This window comes from Gilliamella sp. G0441, assembly GCF_050589305.1.
Lineage (GTDB): Bacteria > Pseudomonadota > Gammaproteobacteria > Enterobacterales > Orbaceae > Gilliamella.
The window spans coordinates 18,784-41,796 of sequence record NZ_JBNRJF010000013.1 but is presented as its reverse complement, the minus strand read 5'-3'; the positions used below and the strand labels follow the sequence as shown (position 1 = coordinate 41,796).

Here is a 23,013-nt window from a genome sequence, read left to right as displayed (position 1 = left end):
TTGTTGGATATGCAACACAAGATTTAATCCGCCTGTAAACCTAGTATTTCCTTTAATTTTCAATTTTGTTGTATGTTAAACTGATCAAACTATAAGGTCGACTAATTTAGCATTTAATACATTGAGCAAATTTTGGGGAGTAATTTCAATTTCTAAACCGCGTTTTCCACCCGATACAAATACTGTATTGAATTGATTTGCTGTTAAATCAACAAGTGTCGGTAATAGTTTTTTTTGTCCAAAAGGACTAATTCCACCGACTAGATAGCCTGTTATTTTTTGTGCTAAATTGGGATTGGCTAAATCCACTTTCTTACAATTTAATGCCTTTGCTGCTTTTTTCAGATCCAAATGATATTTAACAGGTACAACACAAACTGCCAAAAATTTATCATTTCCATTTAAACAAACAACTAATGTTTTAAATACCTGCTCTGCTACCACATGTAAGTTAGGATCAAGTTTATTAATAGCTTCTAGTCCATATTGAGTCTCATTAGGAGCATGTTCATAATGATGAACATTAAATTTGATTTTTAACTTTTTTAGCAAACTGATAGCTGGCGTCATTATTATTATCCAAATGGTTAACCTTAGAAACTATCCCTACCAACTAAGTTGGTAGGGAAAAGTAATATTAAACAATTAAACCGTTATTACCATTTTGATTGTCATTTTGTTGTGGTGTGAATTGCTCATTTTGATTAACTGATAAAAAATAAATACGATAGAAAAAGCTAACCAAAAATATTTGTAAGAAGCAAGAATAGATGCTGAAAATGATACCTAATACTGTCATAACTATGAATGAAAATATTGATGTAGTGGCGATTTTATATAGGTATAAAGATAAAGCTAAAATAACAAAATATGATATTAAAGCAATTATGGTAATAAGTTTATTTTTAAATACTAACTTAAAGCTTATACTCATTTGTTCAAACCAACTTTTTTGTTGATTGGGATCGATAAGAGTAGTACAAAAGTAAATTATAAATATACTCAAAAAGATAAATAAAACTATAAATATAAGAGCTATTAAAAATAAAGTTAATTGTTTATTTAATATCAGGCTTAATACAAGAGATAATATTGATATAATAATAGAAGCCATTATCGTTATTACAATCATAGCTAAAAATGTCAGAAGAATTTTTATAAAGTTAGAAAAAAATTTCTCAATAAAAAATTTTGAATCAAATTTTTGTCCAAGATTAAAATTAGAAATGCCAGCACAAAATGCTGCCATCTGAATGCTAACCATTAAAAAAATAACAACGAAGAATGAACCATTGACTTGGTTAGGCTGAAAAGATATAGCATCAAAATTAAATAATGTGCTTGTAACAAAATAACTCATTAAAATAGCAAATAGCGTATATACTACTGAAAAAATTAGAAATTGTTTTAAACGATTTCGCATAAATGTAGTAGTGTCTTCTAACAAAGAAAAGAAACTTAAATTTGTTTTTAATTCCATGAAAAATACCTTATAGTTGGCTTATGTTATTAACATAATCGATATAAAATGTTAAATCCTTTTATGATTGTAAAATTGAAATATCAGCAACACGTAAAAATAACTGTTGTAGAATTTTCAATAAAGCAAGACGATTGAGTTTTACTTTTTCATCTTCAACCATGACCATCACAACCTCGAAAAAAGCATCAATTGGTGTTTTAAGTGCTGCAAGTTCAACTAAAATATCTTGATAACGACCTTCGTTGAAATATGGAGCTAACTTATCTGACAAGATTGCAATTTGTTTTGCTAATTCTCCTTCTGCACCAGCTTCAAGCAGTGAAGCATTGATCGTATCAGGAATTTCTACGTTCGCTTTAGACAGTATATTCGATACCCGTTTATTTGCTTCTGCTAATGAAGATGCTTCTGGTAGTGTTCTAAAATGTGTTACGGCTTTTACACGCGCATCAAAATCGGCTGGTTTAGTAGGATTAATAGCCAATACGGCTTGAATAGTATCAATGGTGAAACCAAGTTCTTGATACCAAGCACGAAAACGACCTTGCATAAAACTAACAATATCGGTTACAACATTTTGATTGTTTAATTTATCACCATATAGTGAAGTGGCAAATTCAGATAATGCAATAAGATCTAAAGGTAAGTTTTTTTCCACAATGATTCTTAAAACACCAATAGCCGCACGTCGCAGCGCAAAGGGGTCTTTGTCGCCTTTAGGGTGTTGTCCAATACCAAAAATACCGGCTAAAGTATCCATTTTTTCAGCGATTGATACAGCGCTTGAAACAGGCGTACTTGGTAACTCATCACCTGAAAAACGAGGTTTATACTGTTCTTCTATAGCGGTAGCTACTTCAACACTTTCACCATCTTTAAGCGCTAAATAACGTCCCATAATCCCTTGCGTTTCAGGAAACTCGAAAACAGTGTTCGTGACTAAATCGCATTTAGTCAATTTTCCTGCACGTTTTGCTTGCGCTACATCTGCACCAATTTGCTCAGCAATGAAACCTGCCAATGATTCTATACGTAATGCTTTATCTTTTACTGTACCTAATTGTTGTTGAAATAACACTGTTTCAAGGCGAGGTAAGCGATCTTCTAAACGCTGTTTTAAATCTGTTTTATAGAAAAATTCGGCATCGGCTAAACGTGGACGAACCACTTTTTCATTACCGGCAATGACCACTTGCGGATCTTTTGACTCAATATTGGCAACAAAAATAAAATTCGGTAGTAATTTTCCTTGTTTATCATAAACAGGGAAGTATTTTTGATCGCCTTTCATGGTATAAACAAGTGATTCAGCAGGGACATCTAAAAATCGTTCTTCAAATTTTGCTGTCAAAACAACTGGCCACTCAACCAATGAAGAGACTTCTTCTAATAAACTGTCTGTTAAATCCGCTTTACCATTGAGTTTTGCCGCTGCAGCTTCTGCTTGTTGTTGGATGATTAATTTACGTTTATCATAATCAGCAATAACTTTACCGCGTTGTTCTAAAATTTCAGGATATTGATCGGCATTATCGATAGTAAACTCTTGTTCACCCATAAAACGGTGTCCACGGATCACCCGTGCGGAATCAATGTCTAAAATAGTACCAGGTACCAGTTCATCACCATATAACATCGTCACAGTATGGCTTGGGCGAATAAATTCAACTTGACGGGCTGCCCAGCGCATTGGTTTTGGTATTGGTAATTTGTTTAAAGCATTTTTCACCATATCACATAACAAATTGACAACCGGCTGTCCTTTTTGATTTTGTGTATAAGAAAGCCATTCCCCTTTATCTGTTTGTATTCGTTCTGCTTGATCAACCGTGATACCACAACCACGAGCCCAACCTTCTGCGGCTTTTGTTGGATTTCCTGCTTGATCGAATGCTGCACTTACTGCCGGGCCTCGTTTAACGATTTGACTATCAGGTTGAGTATCATTCAGATTTAATACTTTTAACGCTAATCGTCTTGGTGATGCATACCAAAGGACTTCACCGTGTTCTAAATTTGCATTATCCAGTTGTTCGATAAAATTAGCCGCAAAACTTTCAGCCAAAGTGCGGAGCGATTTTGGTGGTAACTCTTCTGTACCAATTTCCACTAAAAATGTTTTTTGCATAATATATATTCCTACTTAGATGATGCACTTTCGTTTGAAGGTGAATTTTGGCACATAGGGAAACCGAGCGCTTCACGTGATGCATAATAAGCTTCGGCGACCATTTTAGTTAATGTTCGGATACGTAATATATAGCGTTGTCGCTCAGTAACCGAAATGGCTTTACGAGCATCAAGTAAATTGAAACAGTGAGCAGCTTTTAAAATACGTTCATAAGCTGGTAAAGGGAGTGGCTTATCTAACTCAAGCAAAAATTTTGCTTCCTTTTCATGTTGTTCAAAACAGTAAAATAAGAAGTCAGTATTCGCATATTCAAAATTATAAGTTGATTGCTCAACTTCGTTTTGATGAAAAACATCGCCATAGGTCGTTTTACCGAATACTCCATCACTCCAAATCAAATCGTAAACACTATCGACGCCCTGAATATACATGGCTAGTCGTTCCAAACCATACGTTATTTCACCTGTTACTGGCTTACATTCAAGTCCACCGACTTGTTGAAAATAAGTAAATTGGGTTACTTCCATGCCATTTAACCACACTTCCCAGCCAAGCCCCCAAGCACCTAAGGTTGGGTTTTCCCAATTGTCTTCAACAAAGCGAATATCATTGATTGTTGGATCCAGACCAAGCTCTTTTAATGAACCTAAATAAAGTTCTTGGATATTATCGGGTGAAGGTTTTAAAATAACTTGGAATTGATAATAATGTTGAAGCCTATTTGGATTTTCACCATAACGACCATCAGTAGGGCGACGAGAAGGCTGTACATAAGCAGCATTAATTGGCTCAGGTCCAAGCGCACGTAAACAGGTCATTGGATGTGATGTACCAGCACCCACTTCCATATCTAAGGGTTGAATCACCGTACAACCTTGATTAGCCCAGTAATCTTGTAACGTAAGTATTAAACCTTGAAAGGTTTTGACATTAAACTTTTGCATGATGTTGTCTTTATGGTTGAATTGATTTTTTCGATTTTTAAAACAGTGCTGTATTTTATACTTTTTATTGATACTTGTGAAAGCCTAATTATTTCATCTTCCAATTATGTTATTTAACTATCTTAATATAGTTTACATTTTGCATCTTTACCCATTTGTAGGTATAGTGACACTATCATTATTGCTTGGTAATAAATCAAAAATAAAACGCCATGTCTATTTATCAAAAAATCATAGTTATTATTTTTATTGCGTTAATAAATGTTAAGTTTTCATATGCCGATGATAATCAGCGGCTTGAATCTGTGCGTCGTTCTATTGAAGAACAGGAAAATCGTATAGCACAACAAAATAAACAACGTATTGAGTTAGTCAAAGCACTTAAAGATCAGGAAACTGAAATTGCCAACTTACTGGTTTCAATAGAAAAAAACGACTTAACTTTAAAAAAACTGAGTCAAGAAATTACCGAGTTGATTAAACAGATTGAGGAACTTAATCTTAAACAACAACAGCAACGTGATGTGTTAGCAAAACAGTTAGTGAATGTATTCAAAATAGGTAAAACATCCAGTTTAGAACTCGTTTTCTTGGGTGAAAAAAGTGAACGTAATGAACGTATCATAAATTATTACGGATACATTAATCGAGCAAGAGAAGAATTAATCAATGATTTAAAAAATACCCAATCACAGCTTGCCGAAAAAAAAGTTTCACTTTTGAAAAAGAAATCTTCCAAAAAAGCATTACAAGATAGACAAAAACAAGAACAAGTAGGTCTTGAGAAAAATCACCAAAATCGTAAAAAAACAATTAGTTCGCTTGAATCGTCAATGCAACAAAATCAACAAAAATTGGCACAATTACGCGAAAATGAAACAAAGTTACAAGCGAAAATTGCTCAAGCAGAAAGAGAAAGCCAACGTATTGCTGAAGAGGAAGCAAGGCAAGCAAAGGATATTCAAGAAAAACAGAAAAATGCTAATTACACGCTAAATTCTGATGAGCGAGCATTGATGGCAAGAGTCAGTGGTATAGGCAAACCACAGCATCAATTCAATTGGCCTGTAAATGGTAATGTTAAACATCGATTTGGTGAATCATTACAAGGCGAGTTATATTGGAAAGGTTTAGTCATAGATGCAAAAGAAGGCGTCAAAGTAAAAGCAATTACAGATGGAAGGGTATTGCTAGCGAGTTGGTTACAAGGATATGGTTTTGTGGTAGCACTTGAACATGGTAAGGGTGACATGAGTTTATATGGATATAATCAACGTGTTTTAGTCGAAGTTGGAGATAAAATTCAAACAGGGCAACCCATTGCTATTGTTGGTTCAAGTGGAGGACAAAATACTTCAGGGCTCTATTTTGAAATTCGTCGGGATGGTAAAGCCCTTGACCCAAGTGGATGGTTGAAATGATTAGTCGTATTATTATTTTAATAATTTTCAGTTTATTTGTTCTTAATAGCCCATTGGTTTGGGCATCAAATCTTGTAATTGTTATTGATGATTTTGGATATCGTCAACATAATGAAGAACAGATTATTTCCTTTTCACCCAATATAACGGTTGCGGTTTTACCGCATTCACCGAATGCTAAACGAATTGCTACGTTGGCTAAACAAAATGGTAATGATGTAATTATTCATTTACCAATGGCTCCCTTGGGTAAACAGCCATTAGAAAAAGATACCTTATATCCAAGTATGAATCAGGATCAAATCAGCCGAATAATTGATGATGCTGTTAAAAACGTTCCTTATGCGATAGGTGTCAATAATCATATGGGTAGTTTGATGACATCAGATTTAAAGGGCATGGAGCAGGTTATGGACGTGTTAAGCCATTATTCGTTATTTTTCTTGGATAGTAAGACTATCAGCAAAACACAAGTAAAACGAGCAGCAAGTAAGTATAACATTCCTGTCGTTGAGCGTGATGTTTTTTTAGATGATGAACAAAACGAACAAGCAATTACTCATCAACTTGATCAAGCCATTTATCTTGCTCGAAAGAATGGATTTGCAATTGCAATAGGCCATCCTTACCCTCAAACAGTTAATGTATTAAGAAAAAAATTGCTGAATTTACCTGATGATATACAGCTTATGAAACTTAGTCATTTAGTCAACGCTACAGTTTTACATGAAGGATCTCAAATAACGTTTAAAGAGCTTCTGGAAAAATATCAACGATTATTTTATGAGATATACTATTTTTATATCTTGCAAGAATAATTATCTTTTTTCTAAAGTGCGATGACGAGTTTGAACTTGTTTATTTTTAGCTCGAAAAAACTCAGCTAATTGCTCTGCAATAAATACAGAACGGTGTTGACCTCCAGTACAACCAATGGCAATAGTTAAATAACTGCGATTATTTTTTTCTAACAATGGTAACCAATTTTCTAAATATTCCGCAGTTTTATACGTAAAATTGCTCACTTCATCATGTTTTAAAAGATAGTTTTTTACTGACTCATCTAATCCAGTTAGCGGTCTTAAAGTTACATCCCAATGAGGATTAGGTAAAAAACGAACATCAAAGACAAAATCTGCATCCACCGGTAAACCATATTTAAAACCAAATGATTCAAAAATCATGGTTAATTCACGTTCTTTTTTACCTAGAATACGTGATCTCAATATATCTGTTAATTCATGCACAGAAAGATTATCAGTGTTAATCAATAAACTTGCATGGGATTTTAACGGTTCTAAATACTTTTCTTCCAGATCGATGGCTTCTTCAAGCGAAAACTGTTGATTAGCTAAGGGGTGAATGCGTCTTGTTTCACTATAACGTCGTATAAGTGTATTACGGCTGCAATCAAAAAAAAGAATTTCTGGAGAAACAGAATGCGGTAAACGTTGAAATATATCTTTATCGAAATCAAAATTGATAGGTAAATTTCGGATGTCGATACTAACAGCAACAGGGGTTTTATTATTTTTAAGTGAATCAGCTAATTGTGGTAATAAAGCAACGGGAATATTATCGACACAATAAAAGCCCATGTCTTCTAATGCTCGTAATGCAATCGATTTTCCTGAACCTGAGCGGCCACTTACTATTAGTAGGATCACAATATCAACTCCAATATAATTGATGCATTAAGTATATAACGTTTTCGTAAACTTGCAATTTAGAATACAAACAATAACGCAATAAACTAAATATTTTTTAATATTTCGCGTTTATTTCTTTAATCAATTGTTTAAGAGCTTGTCCTCGGTGTGAAATGTTGCTTTTCTGTTCTTTAGTTAGTTCTGCTGCGGTGCAATTTAATTCTGGTATGTAAAATAATGGATCATATCCAAAACCACCTTTACCTTTTAGTTCATTCAAGATTAAACCATTCCATTTACCTAAACAGATAATGGGCGTAGGATCTTTTTCATGTTGTATGAAAACCAGTGCACAATAAAAATAAGCAGAACGTTTTTCTTTAGGAATGGGTTGTAATGCTTGAAGTAATTTCTGATTATTACTTTCATCATTTCCGTGCTCACCTGCATAGCGTGCAGAATAGATACCCGGTTGACCATTGAGTGCCTCCACAACTAATCCTGAATCGTCGGCTATGGCGGGTAATCCCGTTAATTTTGCGGCATATCTTGCTTTTATTATGGCATTTTCGACAAATGTTAAACCTGTTTCATCGGCATCAGGGAGATTAAACTGACTTTGTGCAACGATATCAAAACCCGCATCAGCCAGCAAATTTTGTAGTTCATTGACTTTGCCTTGATTATTGGTTGCTAAAACTATTTTTTGCATAAAAGGTTCCTTAACCTATTGGCTTAATATTCAATCTGATTTATTAAATTTAATTTAGTGTTGTTAAATTCATTTATTAAAATTCAGGATCACAAGTAAAAGTCATGTTTTCACCTGTTTTAGGATGATTAATTGTTAATAATTGTGCATGCAATAGTAATCTTTTTGACATCGAGAATGCTTCAGGATGAGCATAAAATTTATCCCCTAAAATTGGATGACCAATAGCTTGCATATGCACACGCAGTTGGTGAGAACGCCCCGTAAATGGGAATAATTTAATGCGAGTTGTATTATCGGGGTTTCTTGTAATAACTTGATACTCTGTTAATGCATGTTTGCCATTTTCCATATCTACCATTTGTCTAGGTCGATTAGGCCAATCACAAATCAGTGGTAATTCAACGGATCCGTTGTCTTGCTCAACATGCCCATGTACAACCGCTATATAGGTTTTTTTAGGAATACGTTCTCGAAATTGTTTTTTAATTTCTCGATCGGCAAGTTTAGATAATGCAGCAACCATAATGCCACTGGTTGCCATATCTAAACGATGTACCGATTCAACATAACTAAATTTTTGCTGCAAACGATGAATGATACTATCAATAAATTGTGGTTTATTACCAGAAACCGATAAGATTCCCGGTTGTTTGTTGACAACAACGATATGATCATCTTGATATAAAATTGACAGCCAAGGATCAGTAGGGGGATGATATTCCAAAAGCATTTAAATATGACAATTAATAACTAAAATTGCCACATATTCTAACAAACTCAACAAAAAGTGCCAGTTCTATAAATAGCTTACTTATGCCATGTTGATTCTTTAGGTGTAAATAGCTGTATAAACAATATTATAAGCCCAACAATAAGATAACACGCAAAAATAATGATCATCCATTGTGACATTTCAATCGTTAAAAAAGACCAAATTTTTTCTGAACAAGAACCATAAGCATTAAATACCTCTGGTAACCAAGTATCTAAAGGTAGCCATGATGGAAATTCAGCTTTAATTGAACAAGTATCTCCAAAACTAGGTTCGAATTGTAGGTGTGCATGGAATTTAGCTAACTGGAACCCTTGAAGTGCGCTAATAAGCCAAACGAAAATGCCAACTAAGCGAAAAGAGGTTTTGCGTGGAGCCAGAAATCCAATAATACTTCCTAACATTATGCCAAAAATCGCGCAACGTTGGTAAATACATAAAGTGCAGGGTGCAAGACCTAAATTATATTGGAAATGAAGTGCTGTTAATTCAAAAATAACGGTTGAAAGAAACAGTAAAAACCAAGCAAATCTTCCACGTGAATATTGATTAAGCAGTGATAACATACTATTTTATTCCTTAAGAATCCGTTATAATTGATTATCTTTTAATATAACGAAAAAAACCATCTCTTTATCATTAAGAATAGTGTAGATTATTTAAGATTAATGTAAACGACTTTTACTCATAGTTATGATTATCCAGATTTAAAAAAGACACGAAAAAAACTGAAAAGGATAAAGAATCACTTATTTTTCAAATAGATTAGGAAAACGAATTTATCCTCCTAATTTCTGATAAAGAAGAATCAAACATCAACTTTAGCAAATTAAATTATTTTATAAAGGTAATTTTATTAAAAAAAAACATAACAGTGATTTAAAAAATAAATTAAATAGTGAAGCGCCAGAAATACTATTTAATATAGGTTTACTAAATTTTAAATTAAATTCACAAAGACAACTAATCATTTGAATAATAATTAATTAATTTCTGGTAATAGTGAAATTTGAAAGATAATATAATATTACAACTAAGTAAGTTTGTTTATATTTTCCTTCAAATGATAAAAACATGATATTAAATATTGAATTGTTCAGTTTCTATTACTATTCATTATAAAGAATTATTTCTAAATAGAAAAATGATGATAATGATAGAGCAAGTTATTTTAATGATTTTGAAAAAAATGAATAGATTAAATAATAATTATGAAAGTTTAGATTATTATTGGGAAGTAATTATAGAAGAGTTATAACTAACATGCACACAAACTCCCCTCAAAAAAAATTGAATGTTACTTTTGTGACGATATCTGAAGAAAATGCGACTCAACGTATTGATAACTTTTTAGTCACCTATTTGAAAGGTGTACCAAAAAGCATGATCTATCGTATATTACGCAAAGGTGAAGTGCGGGTAAATAAAAAACGTATTAAACCAGAGTACAAATTAAATATTGGCGATGAAGTTCGCATTCCTCCAATTCGAGTTGCTGAAAAAGCCACACCCGAAATCTCAACAAAATTAAATAAAGTGGCTGAATTAGAGAAGGCAATTATTTATGAAGATGAGGTAATTTTAGCTATCAATAAACCTTCGGGAATTGCTGTGCATGGTGGCAGTGGCTTAAGTTTTGGTGTGATTGAAGGATTACGAGCATTAAGACCTGAAGCAAAATTTTTAGAGTTAGTGCATCGAATCGATCGTGAAACATCAGGGGTGCTGCTAATTGCTAAAAAACGCTCTGCATTAAAAGCGTTGCATGAACAGCTTCGTCTTAAGCAGATGCAAAAAAACTATTTGGCATTAGTGAAAGGTAATTGGTCTTCTGACTGTAAAGTGATTCAAGCACCATTGCTGAAAAATGTGCTTAAAAGTGGTGAACGCGTTGTGAAAGTTGATAAAGAAGGGAAACCTTCAGAAACGCGTTTTAAAGTTGAAGAACGATTTGAGTTTGCCACTTTGATAAAAGCCAGTCCGGTGACAGGCCGAACCCATCAAATTCGGATTCATACCCAATATGCTAATCATCCGATTGCTTTTGATGATCGTTATGGTGATCGTCAATTTGATGCATTATTATCACATACTGCACTTAACCGTCTATTTTTACATGCGGCGAGTGTTAAATTTATTCATCCTAAAACTCAGCAAGAAATGTTATTACAAGCCCCAATGGATGCCACATTGCAAGCTTGTTTAACTCAACTTAGAAAAGATAAATTTAAATAAGCATAATTTAAAAAATAAATAAGGTAGTTAGCACCAATGAAAGATATCAATTTATATTTAATTAGACACGGTCAAACGGAATGGAATATTAAAGATCAAATGCAAGGATCACAAAATTCTCCCTTAACCGAAGAAGGAATTTTGGGTGCAAAGGTAACAGGAAATTATCTTAAAAATGTTCCTTTTATACAGGCTTATTCGAGTAACCAACAGCGTGCAATGGAAACTCGAGACTATATAATTAATGAAAATGTAAATCTTATTCCAACTGCTGAACTTCAGGATCTATGTGAAATGGATTTTGGTATTTGGGAAGGGAAACACGTGCCAACATTGAAAAAAACGTTTCCTGAATTTAACACTTATCTCACCGATCCTGCTAATTTTGATGCATCAGTGAATAAAGGTGAAAATTACCAACAAGTTTTAGCACGTATGGAGCGGGCATTAAACACAATTATCGAAAATACAAAGCAAGATACTGGTAATATTTTAGTTGTTTCACATGGAACGGTTTTAAGAATTTTGCTTTGTGTTTTAAACGGTGGAGATTGGCGTTTACATCGAAATGAAGATTACTTCCCTAGAATGTTAAATACGAGTATTAGTTTAGTAAATTATAAACAAAACGATAATCAATCAAAAGGGGAATTTACAGTCAAATTTTTCAATAATGTTGATCATTTAGCGTGAGTTGAAATAAGAGCTTAAACTAAACTAAGCTAATCTGACTAATGTAGATAATAACATTAGTCAGAAATCATTAAAATATTCTATCTTTTATAAACACTATAACGCTTTTGTAGTTGTTTTAATTGATTAATCCGTGCATTAATCTTAGCGGTCATTATTTGGTCGCCTTTTGCTTTGTTTTTAGTACTTTCAAGTAGGTTGATGGCTTCTTGAAATTTACCATCTAAAGCAATTTGCTCAGCTCGTGCACTCATTTGTTGTACTACTGATTTTAAACCGCCATAAGCTTTAATCAGCTCTTCCCAACCATTTTTATCATCGTTATGATCATGAGTGTATCGATGAAGCAAGCTAACAGCTTGTTGATAATTTCTATTCTTTATATATGCAGCGGCTAGATTTAACTGTAACGTGGTACTGTTAGGGGATTTTTTTAATGCATTTTGTAAGCGAGTAATTGCCACACTACTATTATTGAGTTCTAAATCTATATCTGTCATTAAATCGATAAACCAAATATTACTAGGATCGTTATTTAATAAAGGTTCAAGTTGCTGTTTGGCCTCTTTATAATTTCCTGTTTTATATTTGGAAAGAGCAGCGCAATAGACTAAAGCTATGTTACTCGATTCATTATTTAATTTTTTATAATCTTCGACTAACAGTTTTGCAGTATTTCCATTTTTACCAAATAAAATAGCTAATCGTGCCTTAGCAAGATAGTAACTAAGAGAAGATTTGATATTTTTTTTACTATACTGTAGTGAACGATTGCGAATATCAGTTAAACGACTATTTGGTAATGGGTGTGTCAATAAAATTTCAGGAGGCTTGCTGCTAAAACGTGTTTCGTCAGCAAGTTTTTGCAAAAATTCTGAAGATGCATAAGGATCGAATCCTGCTTTTACCAATGTTCTGAGACCAACCCGATCTGCCTCTTGTTCATTACTTTGAGTAAAGCTAATCATACTTTGTGCAGAACCGGCTATTGTACTGGTCATTGCTGCCATACCTGCTTCTGGGCTTGCTAAAGTTAATAGTATAGAACCTAAAGTTGCCCCCCAAACATAGGGACTATTTCGGTTTTGAGCTTCCATTGAACGGGCTAAATGTCTTTGTGTAACGTGACCGATTTCATGAGCCATAACTGAAGCAAGTTGACTTTCATTGTCCGTATCTAGTATTAATTTAGAGTGAACGACAACATTTCCACCAAAAAAAGCAAAAGCATTAAGAACATCGCTTCGCATAATATAAAAATGAAAAGGAGTTTGTACCGAATCTGCTTTTGAAACTAATTTATAACCTAAATCATTGATATATTGGTTTAAAACTGGATCGTCTAGAATAGGGGCATCTGCGCGTAACATTCGCATATAATAATCACCCATTTCCAATTCTTGACCTATAGTTAACGTGGACACAGCAGCTGTACCAATATCAGGTAAGCTAATGTTATCCGCATAAACGAATGATGCATTTTGCAATAATAATGATGTCGATAATAAAAATGCGATTGTTTTTTTTAACATTATTTTATTCCATAGGGATAACAAAATCGATTAACAATTATTTTAGCTGAAAAAAAAGACAATATCACTTTGTATTTTCGATTACTTATTATATAAATTAAATGTCAATAACATGATTTTATGCGATGTAAAATTTGATCTTAAATTATAATTAGCTATTGAAATACGGCAGAGCGAATTTTTTCGATATCAACCGTTTCAAGATATTTTTTGATATTGGGATAAACATTGTAGTGATGACCGAATTCAGCTTGCATTAACTCATTAATTGCTTGAGATTTAGTCCAATTTTCAAAAACCAAACGGTACATAGCAATAGTGACACCGGTACGATCACTGCCTTGCCAACAATGGATTAATATTGGTTTAGGGGAGGTATGAATTGCTTTCATTACTTGGATCATTTTCTCATCAGTAATATCACCTGCACGCATTCGAATCCAAACTTCTGACATCTGTGTATTTTCGACTAACTCTCGATCGCTGTGAAATAGCCGTAAATTTATAATGGTTTTGAAGCCAAGTTTATCAAGATATTTAAATTCAGTTATTGAAGGTTGTTCTGAGCGAAAGATATCGTTAGACACTTGATGAAAATTATCTGGTAATGGATATTCAGAATTAGGCTTAGATTGACAGCCAATGAGATTTAGACTCATACAACACAGCAGTAGTAGACTTATCACAATCGTTGTAATACGGTTATGACCCATTTTTAACTGTTGTGTTGTATTTTGCATAACTAATTATCTGAACATGTTTATTTAAACAATTTGAAGACGTTCTTTAATAAATGTCATCAATTCATCGATTTTTACTAGCGTTTTTTCACCACCAGCACGGTGTTTATATTCGACTTCACCATTTTCAAGATTGCGTTCACCGATGACAAAAGTATGCGGAATACCAATGAGTTCGGCATCAGCAAACATCACACCCGGTCGCTCTTTACGATCATCAAAGAGTACTTCAATACCTGCTGATTGTAGATCTGCATAAAGCTTTTCAGCAGTGGCTTGTACTTTTTCAGATTTATGCATATTCATTGGAATTATGGCAACAGTAAAAGGCGCAATTGCGTCAGGCCAAATAATCCCTCGATCATCATGGCATTGTTCAATTGCAGCGGCAACAATTCGGCTAACCCCAATACCATAACAGCCCATAATCATGACATGGTTTTGACCATCTTCCCCCTGAACAGTGGCTTTCATCGCTTGAGAGTATTTGGTGCCTAATTGGAAAATATGTCCTACTTCAATACCACGTTTAATCTGTAACGTTCCTTTACCATCAGGGCTAATATCGCCTTCAACCACATTACGAATATCTTCAATACGAGGTAAAGCGACATCTCTTTCCCAATTGATGTTAAAGTAATGTTTATGATCAATGTTGGCACCAGCACTAAAATCACTCATCACTGCGACATCTCGGTCAATGATGATTGGCATATTAAGGTTTACCGGTCCTAATGAGCCTGGCCCTGCATTCACTATCGCACGAATTTCATCTTCAGTTGCAAATTCAAGCGGTGATGCCACAATATCAATTTTTTCCGCTTTGATTTCGTTCAACGTATGATCACCACGGACTAATAAAGCCACCAGTTGGTGCCCACTCTCTTTAGTCGCCTTAACCATGAGTGTTTTAACTGTTTTTTCAATGGGTAAATTAAATTGTGCAACTAATTCATCAATCGTTTTGGCATTAGGTGTATTAACCAGTTCCATCGCCTTAGTTGGTGCAGATCGGCTTTGCGTAGGTGCTAATGCCTGTGCCATCTCAATATTAGCGGCGTAATCAGATTCAGTTGAAAAGACAATATCATCTTCACCACTGTCGGCTAATACTTGGAACTCATGCGACCAGTTGCCGCCAATAGAGCCCGTATCAGCTCGTACCGCTCTGAAATTTAAGCCTGCACGAGTAAACACTGCACTGTAGGCTTTATACATATCATCATAGGTTTCTTGTAAAGATTCTTGTGAAGTATGAAACGAATATGCATCTTTCATAATAAATTCACGAGAACGCATTACACCAAATCGAGGGCGGACTTCGTCACGAAATTTGGTTTGAATTTGATAAACATTAAGCGGTAACTGTTTGTAAGAACTCACTTCATTGCGTAGTAAGTCAGTGATCACTTCTTCATGGGTTGGACCTAATACAAAATCACGATCTCCCCGGTCTTTGATACGTAATAATTCCGGACCATATTGTTCCCAACGGCCACTCTCTTGCCAAATATCAGCAGGTTGCACAACAGGCATTAACACTTCAATTGCTCCTGCTTTGTTCATCTCTTCCCGAACAATATTTTCAACTTTTTTAAGTACACGATAACCAGTGGGCAGCCAAGTATATAATCCTGCGGCAACTTTACGGATCATGCCGGCACGTAACATTAATTGATGGCTTATCACTTCAGCATCTGCTGGAGTCTCTTTTAATGTAGAAAGAAGATATTTACTGGTTCGCATAAATTTATCCTGAAAAAAATAATGTACTAATGAATATACTAAAATGTGAGCTAGTTTAGCAGTCCGTCGCGTAACACTAAAGTAATTTTATGCGTAATTGTTGTAATCGACAAAAATTATTTATAAATTTAAGCAAATAAACAGAGATAAAATGAAAATTAATAACCTGACTCAGGTGCATATCTTCGTTTGGCAAAATTTTTTACGATTTAAATTGAAAGCTTGATTCTATACTTGATTATGCCATGGTTAACGCCATAATATAGCCATTATCTTTGATCAAATTGTTATTCTTACTTTAATCGACGTTAACCGTATAAAGGAAACAAATGGCTTCAGTTTTTGAGATATTTAAAATTGGTATAGGTCCTTCAAGTTCACATACTGTTGGACCAATGCGAGCAGGCAAAGCATTTATCGATGAGTTAATTGATAATGGTCAAATGCCTGTTGTAACTAAGATTATTGCCGATGTCTATGGTTCATTATCTTTGACAGGTAAAGGGCATCATACTGATATCGCTATCATTTTAGGGTTAGCGGGTGAAAAACCCGATACCGTTAATATCGATGACATTCCTATTTTGATTAAAAATATGAATCAAAATAAACGGTTGCCTATCTATAATGGTCGTTATGAAATAGCGTTTTCAAGTGAAAATATTCTATTTCATTCTACTTTTTTGCCTAAGCATGAAAATGGTATGACTTTAACGGCTTATCAAGGTGAGCAAATACTTGCTCAAACCACTTATTATTCGGTCGGTGGTGGTAAAATTGTAGAAGATACGCAGTTTGGTCAACAAGATCAAAACACGATTGCCTTTCCTTATCCTTTTTCTTCGGCAGCTCAACTTTTGCAACACTGCGATGAAAACTCACTATCGATATCAAGCATTCTGTTTAAAAATGAGTTACAACTCCATTCGCAACAGGAAATTATCAACTATTTTACGTTGGTTGGACAAACCATGTTAGATTGTATTAAGCGAGGTATCCACACCGAAGGTTTATTACCGGGTGCATTAAAAGTACCTCGTCGAGCGAATGCACTTTACCGACAATTATCAACCAGTAAAAATGATAATGATCCGATGATTATTATCGATTGGATAAATATGTTTGCTTTAGCGGTCAGTGAAGAAAACGCCGCAGGGGGGCGGGTAGTGACAGCGCCAACTAATGGGGCTTGCGGTATTATTCCTGCGGTGCTTGCTTATTATGATAAGTTTATTGATCCTGTATCTCCTGATACCTATGTTCGGTACTTTTTAACCTGTGGTGCAATTGGGCTTTTATACCAAAATAATGCTTCTATTTCGGGGGCTGAAGTAGGTTGTCAAGGCGAGGTGGGAGTAGCGTGTTCAATGGCGGCAGCTGGACTTGCGGAATTACTGGGTGGCAGTCCTGAACAGGTGTGTATGGCGGCTGAAATTGGTATGGAACATAATTTAGGTTTAACTTGTGACCCTGTTGATGGTCAAGTACAAGTCCCTTGTATTGAACGCAATGCGATTGCTGCTGTAAAAGCGATTAATGCGACTCGTATGGCATTAAGACGAACAACTGCCGCAATTGTATCTCTTGATAAAGTAATAGAAACCATGTATGAAACGGGTAAGGATATGAATGCTAAATATCGTGAAACCTCACGTGGAGGGTTAGCAATAACGGTACATTGTAGTTAATATTTAAATTCTTTATAAAGTAGAGATCTTAATTTAATGATATAACTATTAAATGTATATGTAGTAGCATGGTTACGCTAACGATGTAATAGTATTTTTGTAGCAATTCTGCAAGTAAATGCAAAGCGTAAAACTGAATTAATTAGGAGAGTGTTAAGGTAATATCGTATATAAAAACAGGGAATGTATTTTATGCTTGTTTGGTAGACAATGTGAATATCCATACCTAACAAGCATAAAAGTTTACTTAGATTAAGTCTTGATCTTCTTGCTCTTTTAATTGTTGTTTTGCTAATCTGTCCAAAATCTTTTTATGAATACCACCAAATCCACCATTGCTCATAATTAATATTGCATCTGTTGGTTTTGCTGACTTAACAATCATTTCGACTAATAAATCAATATCTCCTGACCAATAAGCGGGTTGAATACAAGCATCAACAACATCAACGACTAACCAAGGTAATTGTTCTGGTTGAAAGATGAAAACTTCATCAGCACGACCTAAGGACGGCGCTAATTCATCTTTTGATATGCCTAATTTCATCGTGTTTGAGCGTGGTTCTAAAACAGCCAAAATACGGCGATTAGCACCAATTTTACTGCGAAGTGCTTCTAACGTTGCTAAAATAGCCGTAGGATGATGAGCAAAATCATCATAAATTTCAATATTATTGAATTCACCACAAAGTTCTAAACGGCGTTTAGCATTAACAAATGAGCTTAGTGCTGAACAAGCATCAGCCGGTTGAATACCGACATTATGGGCAGCAGCAATTGACATGAGTGCATTATGCATATTGTGTTCACCAACCAAAGAATACTCTACTTCGCCGACTTTTTGACTATTGTAATAAACAGCAAAGTGACTTGCATCATGGTTAATTCTTTGGGCTAACCAACCTGTTTCTGATTCAGTAAAGGTTTGCTCACTCCAACAACCTTTGGCTAAGACTTGTTTTAAATTCACATCATCTTGTGGGGAGATAACTAGCCCTTTACTTGGCACTAAACGTACTAAATGATGAAATTGTTTTTGAATCGAATTGAGGTCATCAAATATATCAGCATGATCAAACTCTAAATTGTTCATAATAAGCGTTTTAGGGCAATAATGCATGAACTTAGAACGTTTATCAAAAAATGAACAATCATATTCATCCGCTTCAATAACGAAGAATTTGCCGTCGCCTAATCGAGCTGAAACATCAAAGTTACCGGGTACTCCACCAATAACGAAACCTTGCTGATATCCCTGTTTTTCTAAAATCCAATTGACCATCCCCGCAGTAGTCGTTTTTCCATGAGTTCCGGCTACTGCAATAACCCAGCGATCACGTAATACATTATCGTGTAACCACTGTGGCGCAGATATATAAGGAATATTATTATTAAGGATGTACTCAACACAAGGATTGCCTCTAGATAATGCATTACCCACAATGACTAAATCCGGAGTAGGGTTAGTAAGTTGTGATGGATCATAACCTTCAATGATATCAATATGCTCTTTTTGTAAAAGCGTGCTCATAGGCGGGTAAACATTTTTATCCGAACCGGTAACTTTATGACCAAGAGAACGGGCTATTAATGCAATTCCTGCCATAAATGTACCACAAATCCCAAGAATATGAATATGCATTTTTAGTCCTCAATCTCTACAAATTATGTTAATAAAATAGTTTTCAATCTTTATCACATCAAAAGGTAATTTGATGTAATTGTTAGATATTCTGTGAATTATAATCGATTTTGATCACTTATGCGATAGGCCACAAATATCTAATCAGTAATTTTGCTGCTTGATTTCCACGAAACTCATCTATATCTAAATGATATACAATTTTGGCTTGTTTAATGGAAAAATCAGGCCATTCAAGCCGATTAACATTAAAAGCAATACCATCAATGATTGGTCCACCATTTTTAGGTTCTAAAACCAATTTAAGATGTTTATCTGCTAATAAACGTTGTTGATGAATAATAAATTCACCGTCAAAAAGGGGTTCTGGAAAACCTTCGCCCCAAGGACCTGATTCTTTTAATTGTTTGGCAATAGAATAATTGAAGTCTTGCTCATTTATTTCGCCATCTGTTTCAATAATGGATTCTAATAACTCATCATTTATTCGTTTAAGTAGTAATGCTTCAACACATGCACTAAATTGTGATAAGTTTTTCTCATGTATTGTTAATCCCACCGCCATCGCATGCCCACCAAAACTTACCATCAGGTCTGGATGTGTATGGTGTAATTCATCAAGTAAATCACGTAAATGAATACCTTTTATCGAGCGTCCGGAGCCTTTCAAAAAGCCATCTTGAGTAGAAGCAAATGAAATAACTGGGCGATAATATTTATCTTTTAAACGGGAAGATAAAATCCCAATAATACCTTGATGCCACTCAGGGTGATGAACGACTAAAAAATGAGGAATTGATGTTTTTTTCTTCTCCATTTTTTCGATAAAAGACAACGCTTCTTTATGCATTGTCTGCTCAATTAACTTACGGTCATTATTTAGATTATCGAGGTCGGTAGCTAAATTAAACGCTTTATCATAATTGTCGCAAAGTAACAGATCTACACCAAGAGACATATTATCCATTCTTCCTGCTGCATTTAATCTTGGTGCAATGTAGAATGCTAGATCTGTAGCACTTAACGTACTCCCTTCTTTTTTGGCGACCTGCAATAATGCTTTAATGCCTTCACAGCAATGACCAAAGCGAATTCGACTTACTCCTTGGTGAACTAAAATACGGTTGTTATGATCCAATTTAACAACATCGGCGATGGTGCCCAACGCAACTAAATCTAGTAAATTTGCAATATTATATTCAGTTATCTGATTATCATTAAACCAGTTTTCTTGCCTTAATTTTGCTCTCAGTGCTAGCATAAAATAGAATGCGACACCGACCCCAGCCAAATGTTTAGATGGAAAGGTACAATTAGGTAAGTTAGGATTAACAATGGCATTAGCCAGAGGTAATTGTTCAGGACATAAATGATGATCGGTAATAATGACTTTTAAATTAGCTTGTTTAGCAAATTCGACTGCTTCATAAGCTGAAATGCCATTATCAACAGTAATAATCAAATCTGTTTTTAATAAAATCGCTTTTTTTACCACTTCTATGCTTAAACCATAACCATCTTCAAATCGATCTGGGATAATATAATCAACAGATTGGCATCCCATCTGCTTTAGTGCTCTGACAGTCAATGCAGTACTTGTTGCACCATCAGTATCAAAATCACCAACAACCATAATTCGTTGCTGATTTTTCATGGCAGAATAGACAATCTCAACAGCATCATCCATGCCGTTTAATTTATCATAATTATATAAATTCCGAGTGGCATAATCGATTTCTCTACTTGATGACACACCGCGTAAAGCATAGATCCGTTGCAATAATGGCGGTATATCTTTCGAAAATTCGGGAAGTAATTCGGGTAATTTACGATGTATTATTTTAGTTTTATTCATATTTTCAATGTTAGCGCCAATGCGCTAACATACTTTTCTATAATAAATTTAAGCTATAATTTTTTACGATTAGTTATCAGTTTTCTTCAAAATTTCGATTAATTTATCTGCAGGCACATAACCAGCAACAAGTTGTCCATTAGGTAAAACAATTGAAGGCGTACCACTTATACCTAATTGTCGACCAACATTAAATTGCTGAGTGACATAAGGTACTTTGCTAGCTGCTGGTGTAATTGCTTCGCCTTTATACGCTTTATCAAAAGCAGCTTTACGCTTACGATTCGTTACACTCCATATTGATTGCATGTTTTTGCCAACATCACTTTCTGCACCGGCACGAGGAAAGGCAAAATAGTGCACAGAAATGCCTTTATCTAAATATTGATTTATATTTTCGTGCAATAATTTACAATAATGGCAAGTATAGTCAGTAAATACATAAATCACATATTTTTCATTTTTGGCTTTATAAACAATAGCATCTTTTTCAATTGTTTTAATTAAATCCAAATTACTGCTATTAGCAATATTTTTAGGCTCATTTCCTTCAACATTATAGATAGGTCCTTGAGTCAAATATTTACCATCGTCAGTGATATAAAAGATTCCTTCAGGAGTCAAAACACTTTTTAATCCTTCTACTGGACTATTCGTGATTGTTATATCTTTGAATCCAAAACCGAGTTTACTCATGGTATTAGCTATTTCATTATTACCTGCTAACACCGAACTTGAAATTAACGCTAAACCTAAAACTAATTTTTTCATTTACTTACCCTTATTGATTAATTCCTATGCTCGAGGATGATGTTTGCTATGTAATTGCTTTAATCTTTCTGTTGCAACGTGAGTATAGATTTGTGTTGTCGATAGACTACTATGACCCAATAACATTTGAACAACGCGCAAATCAGCCCCATGATTAAGCAAGTGAGTAGCAAAAGCATGACGAAGTACATGAGGTGAAAGTGCTTCAATATTTATATCAGCTAGTATGGCATAATATTTTATTCGATGCCAGAATGTCTGTCGTGTCATTTTTTTTCCAAGTCTACTTGGAAAAAGCACATCGACTGGCCCCGATTTAAGTAAATCATCGCGTCCATATTTAAAATAGTATTCTAACCAATAAATAGCCTCTTCACCAAGTGGTACCAAACGTTCTTTATTCCCTTTACCTATTACCCGAATAACACCTTGTCGTAAGCTAATGTCACTAATTTCTAAACTTACTAATTCTGTTACCCGTAAACCTGTCGCATAAAGAACTTCTAACATAGCTTTGTCTCGAAGCTCTATTGGATCTTGAGCATTAGGAGATTCGAGCAAAGCTTCAACTTGTGATTCGGTTAAATCTTTAGGTAATTTTTTTGGTAATTTAGGTGAGGATAGGACAGCTGAAGGATCATCAGTGCGATAATTCTCTTGATATAAGAATTGAAAAAAACGTTTTGTTGCACTCATCAGTCGTGCGGTGCTACTTGCTTGATAACCATCGGCAACTCGTTGCATTAAAAAATCTTGCAAATGAGTTGTGTTTGCAGTAATAAAATTCACATTTTTCAATTGTAGCGATTGATTGAGTGCCAATAGATCGAGTTTATAAGATTCTATGGTATTTTCCGCTAAATTTCGTTCTAACCATATGGCGTTGAGAAATTCTTCAACAAGCTTTTCATTGTGAGGTCGAATGTGGTCTTTGGACACCAAAATTATCTCTACGTTTAAAATATAGAAAATATTATATACTAAATTAGCGATAAG

Annotated in this window: 20 protein-coding genes; 5 read left to right on the top strand and 15 right to left on the bottom strand. The window is 34.5% G+C overall.

Annotated features, from left to right (window positions below):
- Positions 1 to 84 precede the first annotated feature (84 nt).
- The 4 genes from ybaK to glyQ form a co-directional block, all read right to left on the bottom strand.
- A complete protein-coding gene (ybaK, locus tag ACKJXD_RS10400) occupies positions 85 to 570 on the bottom strand; it encodes a Cys-tRNA(Pro) deacylase (RefSeq protein ID WP_220215935.1) in 486 nt (161 codons plus the stop codon).
- A gap of 67 nt (positions 571 to 637) precedes the next feature.
- Positions 638 to 1,480 carry a hypothetical protein gene (locus ACKJXD_RS10395; protein ID WP_430876260.1) on the bottom strand — a complete coding sequence of 281 codons (843 nt, stop codon included), beginning with the start codon at positions 1,478 to 1,480 and terminating at the stop codon, positions 638 to 640.
- A gap of 61 nt (positions 1,481 to 1,541) precedes the next feature.
- The gene (gene glyS / locus ACKJXD_RS10390) at positions 1,542 to 3,614 is read right to left on the bottom strand and encodes a glycine--tRNA ligase subunit beta (protein ID WP_430876267.1); all 2,073 of its coding nucleotides are present in this window, start codon (positions 3,612 to 3,614) and stop codon (positions 1,542 to 1,544) included.
- A gap of 8 nt (positions 3,615 to 3,622) precedes the next feature.
- Positions 3,623 to 4,558, bottom strand: coding sequence for a glycine--tRNA ligase subunit alpha (gene glyQ / locus ACKJXD_RS10385; RefSeq protein WP_220215932.1), 936 nt, complete (start codon positions 4,556 to 4,558; stop codon positions 3,623 to 3,625).
- A 212-nt stretch (positions 4,559 to 4,770) separates the two neighbouring features.
- Here glyQ and envC point away from each other — a divergent pair, with 212 nt between their 5' ends.
- A complete protein-coding gene (gene envC, locus ACKJXD_RS10380; protein WP_430876259.1) occupies positions 4,771 to 5,979 on the top strand; it encodes a murein hydrolase activator EnvC in 1,209 nt (402 codons plus the stop codon).
- A complete protein-coding gene (locus tag ACKJXD_RS10375; RefSeq protein WP_430876258.1) occupies positions 5,976 to 6,797 on the top strand; it encodes a divergent polysaccharide deacetylase family protein in 822 nt (273 codons plus the stop codon). Before envC ends, ACKJXD_RS10375 begins: the two co-directional genes overlap by 4 nt.
- Here ACKJXD_RS10375 and rapZ read toward each other — a convergent pair whose 3' ends face one another.
- The 4 genes from rapZ to dsbB form a co-directional block, all read right to left on the bottom strand.
- Positions 6,798 to 7,646 (bottom strand): RNase adapter RapZ, encoded by an 849-nt coding sequence (gene rapZ, locus ACKJXD_RS10370; protein WP_430876257.1) that lies wholly within the window; start codon positions 7,644 to 7,646, stop codon positions 6,798 to 6,800.
- 97 nt (positions 7,647 to 7,743) lie between these two features.
- Positions 7,744 to 8,340 (bottom strand): XTP/dITP diphosphatase, encoded by a 597-nt coding sequence (locus ACKJXD_RS10365; protein WP_430876256.1) that lies wholly within the window; start codon positions 8,338 to 8,340, stop codon positions 7,744 to 7,746.
- 76 nt (positions 8,341 to 8,416) lie between these two features.
- Positions 8,417 to 9,073, bottom strand: coding sequence for a bifunctional tRNA pseudouridine(32) synthase/23S rRNA pseudouridine(746) synthase RluA (gene rluA, locus ACKJXD_RS10360; protein WP_430876255.1), 657 nt, complete (start codon positions 9,071 to 9,073; stop codon positions 8,417 to 8,419).
- A gap of 77 nt (positions 9,074 to 9,150) precedes the next feature.
- Positions 9,151 to 9,681 (bottom strand): disulfide bond formation protein DsbB, encoded by a 531-nt coding sequence (dsbB, locus tag ACKJXD_RS10355; protein WP_220215926.1) that lies wholly within the window; start codon positions 9,679 to 9,681, stop codon positions 9,151 to 9,153.
- A 697-nt stretch (positions 9,682 to 10,378) separates the two neighbouring features.
- On the opposite strand from dsbB, the gene rluC reads away from it, so the two are divergent.
- A complete protein-coding gene (gene rluC / locus ACKJXD_RS10350; protein WP_220215925.1) occupies positions 10,379 to 11,350 on the top strand; it encodes a 23S rRNA pseudouridine(955/2504/2580) synthase RluC in 972 nt (323 codons plus the stop codon).
- A gap of 36 nt (positions 11,351 to 11,386) precedes the next feature.
- Positions 11,387 to 12,043 carry a histidine phosphatase family protein gene (locus ACKJXD_RS10345; protein WP_220215924.1) on the top strand — a complete coding sequence of 219 codons (657 nt, stop codon included), beginning with the start codon at positions 11,387 to 11,389 and terminating at the stop codon, positions 12,041 to 12,043.
- 80 nt (positions 12,044 to 12,123) lie between these two features.
- Here ACKJXD_RS10345 and ACKJXD_RS10340 read toward each other — a convergent pair whose 3' ends face one another.
- From ACKJXD_RS10340 to proS, 3 genes are all read right to left on the bottom strand, one after another.
- Positions 12,124 to 13,575 carry a beta-barrel assembly-enhancing protease gene (locus tag ACKJXD_RS10340; protein ID WP_220215923.1) on the bottom strand — a complete coding sequence of 484 codons (1,452 nt, stop codon included), beginning with the start codon at positions 13,573 to 13,575 and terminating at the stop codon, positions 12,124 to 12,126.
- A gap of 155 nt (positions 13,576 to 13,730) precedes the next feature.
- A complete protein-coding gene (locus ACKJXD_RS10335) occupies positions 13,731 to 14,315 on the bottom strand; it encodes a tyrosine-protein phosphatase (RefSeq protein ID WP_430876254.1) in 585 nt (194 codons plus the stop codon).
- Between the two features lie 24 nt (positions 14,316 to 14,339).
- Complete coding sequence (proS, locus tag ACKJXD_RS10330) at positions 14,340 to 16,061, bottom strand: proline--tRNA ligase (RefSeq protein WP_430876253.1); 1,722 nt, start codon at positions 16,059 to 16,061, stop codon at positions 14,340 to 14,342.
- 329 nt (positions 16,062 to 16,390) lie between these two features.
- Between proS and ACKJXD_RS10325 the strand changes: the two genes are divergently transcribed.
- The gene (locus tag ACKJXD_RS10325) at positions 16,391 to 17,749 is read left to right on the top strand and encodes an L-serine ammonia-lyase (protein ID WP_430876252.1); all 1,359 of its coding nucleotides are present in this window, start codon (positions 16,391 to 16,393) and stop codon (positions 17,747 to 17,749) included.
- Between the two features lie 247 nt (positions 17,750 to 17,996).
- Here the strand turns inward: ACKJXD_RS10325 and mpl are convergent, their stop codons facing one another.
- From mpl to xerD, 4 genes are all read right to left on the bottom strand, one after another.
- A complete protein-coding gene (gene mpl / locus ACKJXD_RS10320) occupies positions 17,997 to 19,391 on the bottom strand; it encodes a UDP-N-acetylmuramate:L-alanyl-gamma-D-glutamyl-meso-diaminopimelate ligase (protein ID WP_220215919.1) in 1,395 nt (464 codons plus the stop codon).
- Positions 19,392 to 19,509: 118 nt separating this feature from the next.
- The gene (recJ, locus tag ACKJXD_RS10315; protein ID WP_430876251.1) at positions 19,510 to 21,246 is read right to left on the bottom strand and encodes a single-stranded-DNA-specific exonuclease RecJ; all 1,737 of its coding nucleotides are present in this window, start codon (positions 21,244 to 21,246) and stop codon (positions 19,510 to 19,512) included.
- Positions 21,247 to 21,315: 69 nt separating this feature from the next.
- The gene (gene dsbC / locus ACKJXD_RS10310; RefSeq protein WP_220215917.1) at positions 21,316 to 22,017 is read right to left on the bottom strand and encodes a bifunctional protein-disulfide isomerase/oxidoreductase DsbC; all 702 of its coding nucleotides are present in this window, start codon (positions 22,015 to 22,017) and stop codon (positions 21,316 to 21,318) included.
- A 24-nt stretch (positions 22,018 to 22,041) separates the two neighbouring features.
- The gene (gene xerD, locus ACKJXD_RS10305) at positions 22,042 to 22,941 is read right to left on the bottom strand and encodes a site-specific tyrosine recombinase XerD (RefSeq protein WP_065558436.1); all 900 of its coding nucleotides are present in this window, start codon (positions 22,939 to 22,941) and stop codon (positions 22,042 to 22,044) included.
- Positions 22,942 to 23,013: the final 72 nt, after the last annotated feature.